Origin of the sequence: Cryobacterium sp. MLB-32 (assembly GCF_000738085.1) — a bacterium.
Classification (GTDB): Bacteria; Actinomycetota; Actinomycetes; order Actinomycetales; family Microbacteriaceae; genus Cryobacterium.
The window spans coordinates 1-2,585 of sequence record NZ_JPRS01000601.1; the positions used below are offsets into that span (position 1 = coordinate 1).

At 64.1% G+C, this 2,585-nt stretch carries 2 protein-coding genes; both read left to right on the plus strand.

The genetic code is table 11. The features are described from left to right. Nucleotides 1-168 precede the first annotated feature (168 nt). On the plus strand, nucleotides 169-1,698 hold the full coding sequence (locus tag JF66_RS20190; protein WP_156109966.1) for a DDE-type integrase/transposase/recombinase: 1,530 nt from the start codon (nucleotides 169-171) through the stop codon (nucleotides 1,696-1,698). Then, nucleotides 1,695-2,507 (plus strand): ExeA family protein, encoded by an 813-nt coding sequence (locus tag JF66_RS20195; protein ID WP_035880690.1) that lies wholly within the window; start codon nucleotides 1,695-1,697, stop codon nucleotides 2,505-2,507. The genes JF66_RS20190 and JF66_RS20195 overlap by 4 nt, the downstream gene beginning before the upstream one ends. Nucleotides 2,508-2,585: the final 78 nt, after the last annotated feature.

Here is a 2,585-nt window from a genome sequence, read left to right on the forward strand (position 1 = left end):
CCAAGCCGGGATCGCGACGACGAATGGGCGGCTTTTTTGCGCGAGCTGGTGGGCCGGCATGCCCAACACCAACCCGCCCTTACGCCAGGCGCTGGCGGGCGGAAAGGTGGCAGCAGCGCCTGCCATATCTCTGTGATCGGCGTCTTCACCGCTTGAGAGGACCCTGTTATGCCCGCAACACCGCCGACCCTCCCGCCGACAATTCCTCTGGGGGTGCCGCGGGTGTCTCCGGTGAGCCCCGCCATCTCACTCCTCGTGCCGGCCGGGTCGCCGTCGCAATCAGCAGTGCGCCGGGACCGGATGGAGAAGATCGCCCTCTTTCGCTACCAACTCATCCGCGCTGCGGCGGATGCCGCAGTCACGACGCGTCAGCGCGGTCCGATGGTCAGAGACCTCGCGGCACTGGTTCATCCGGGGCCGTTCGGCGGCACGGTGACGGTCTCTAAAGACACCATCGACCGGTGGATTCGGGCCTGGCGACGCGGCGGGTTCGACGCCCTCAAACCCCGCGGTCGTGCCCAAGGGGCTGTGACTCCGGCGCAGATCCTGGCGTTGGCGGCGACGCTGAAACGTGAACGGCCCGCCCGCACCTCAGCGCAGGTGCGCCGGATCATGATGGACACCCTCGGTGATGCTCCGTCGGAGTCGACGTTGTTGCGGCACTTCCGCACGCTGGAACTTTCGACTGGGGTGCGTGATGTTTTCGGCCGGTTCGAAGCGGACTACCCCAACGAGATATGGGTCGGTGACGCGCTGCACGGCCCCAAGATCAATGGCCGGAAAGCGTATTTGTTCGCGTTCCTCGACGATCACACTCGCGTAGTCACGGCCGGCCGCTGGGCCTACGCCGAAGACTCCGTCCGGTTGACTGCCGCGCTCCGGCCGGCGCTTGAAGCCCGCGGAATCCCTGGCTGCATATATGTGGATAACGGCAGCGCTTTTGTTGATGAGTCTCTTTCTCGGACCTGCGCGAAGCTCGGGATCCGGTTGACGCACTCGGCGCCATACCGGCCGCAGGGCCGCGGGAAGATCGAGCGGTTCTTCAACACTGTCACGTCGCAGTTCCTCACCGAGATCACCACCGTCGATTCCACGACCGGTGAGGTCGACGCGGGGATCGGCAGCATGGTGACGTCGTTGGATGAGATGAATGCGTTGTTCACGTCGTGGGTGGAGATGGTTTATCACCAGGCCGTGCACACCACGACCGGGCAGAGCCCGTTGCAACGCTGGGATACGAGTTGGGTGGGCCGGAAGCCGGTGCGGAAATCGCGGGAGGAGATCGCGGAAGCGTTCCGGTGGTCGGCGATCCGCACGGTGACGAAGTCCGCGACGGTCTCGTTGCAGTCCAATACGTATCAAGTCGATCAGCTCCTCGTCGGTAAACGTGTTGAGCTGGTCTATGACCCCTTCGACCTGGCCGGGCTGATCACCGTCTCAGCCGGGAACGGCGTCCCCGCTGGCATCGCCGTGCTCAGCGAAATCCGACGCCACGTGCACAAGAAGGCCGCGACGGCTGCGGCCGATGCGGCAGAGACCGGCGCACAGAACGCGGTCTCCGGCATCGATTACCTCCGCATGGTCGAGACCCGGCACAAAGGCACCATGGCCGGGGAACCGATCAGCTTCGCTAGCGCCGCGACGTTGAAGCGCCCCACGGTCGTCTTCGCGCCGACCATCCAGGAGGCCACCCGATGAGTATCGACACCCTGCAAGCGCATTACGGGTTCACCCGCATGCCCTTCTCCCGCGATATCCCTCCGCAAGCGTTGCACCCGCACCCCTCGCATCGGGAAGCGATCGCCCGGATTGATTGGTGCATCAGCCAACGCCAGCTCGGCGTCATCAGTGGTGAGGTCGGCGCCGGGAAAACCGTCGCCGTCAGGGCGGCTCTGGCCCAGCTCGAGCCATCTCGGCATCAGATCATCTACGTCCCTGACCCGACGATCACGATGCGTGGAATCCATACCCGCATCGTCACCGCGCTCGGCGGAACGCCAGCGTTTTTCTCCGGTGTCCTTGCTTCACAGACCGCGACGCTCCTCGCGGGGGAACTCGACGAACGCGCCCGACTACCTGTCGTCGTCATCGATGAAGCCCACCTACTCACCAACACCGACCTCGAATCGCTTCGCCTGTTAACGAATGCCGACATGGACACCGGTTCGCACTTCGCGATGCTCCTCATCGGCCAGCCGACGCTGCGGCGCCGCCTCAAACTTGCGGTCCTCTCAGCGTTGGATCAACGAATTTCCACGCGTTACACGATCACTGGGATGGGTGCTGGGGACACGACCGATTACATCCGGCAGCACCTCACGTTTGCCGGCAGGTCAGATCCGCTGTTCTCTGACGATGCGATCCATGCCATTCACCTCGCTTCTCGCGGTTATCCGAGGGCGGTGAACAACCTCGCGGTCGCCGCGTTGATCGCGACCTATGCTGCCGATAAGGCGATCGTCGATCTGGCCGCGGCGCAATCAGCGATCACCGAGAACAGCGAGTAAACCCGCGTCACCATTGACGATTACGCCGTCAGCCTGACGATGAAAGCCCCGCCGGAATCCTCCGGCGGGGCTTTTTCA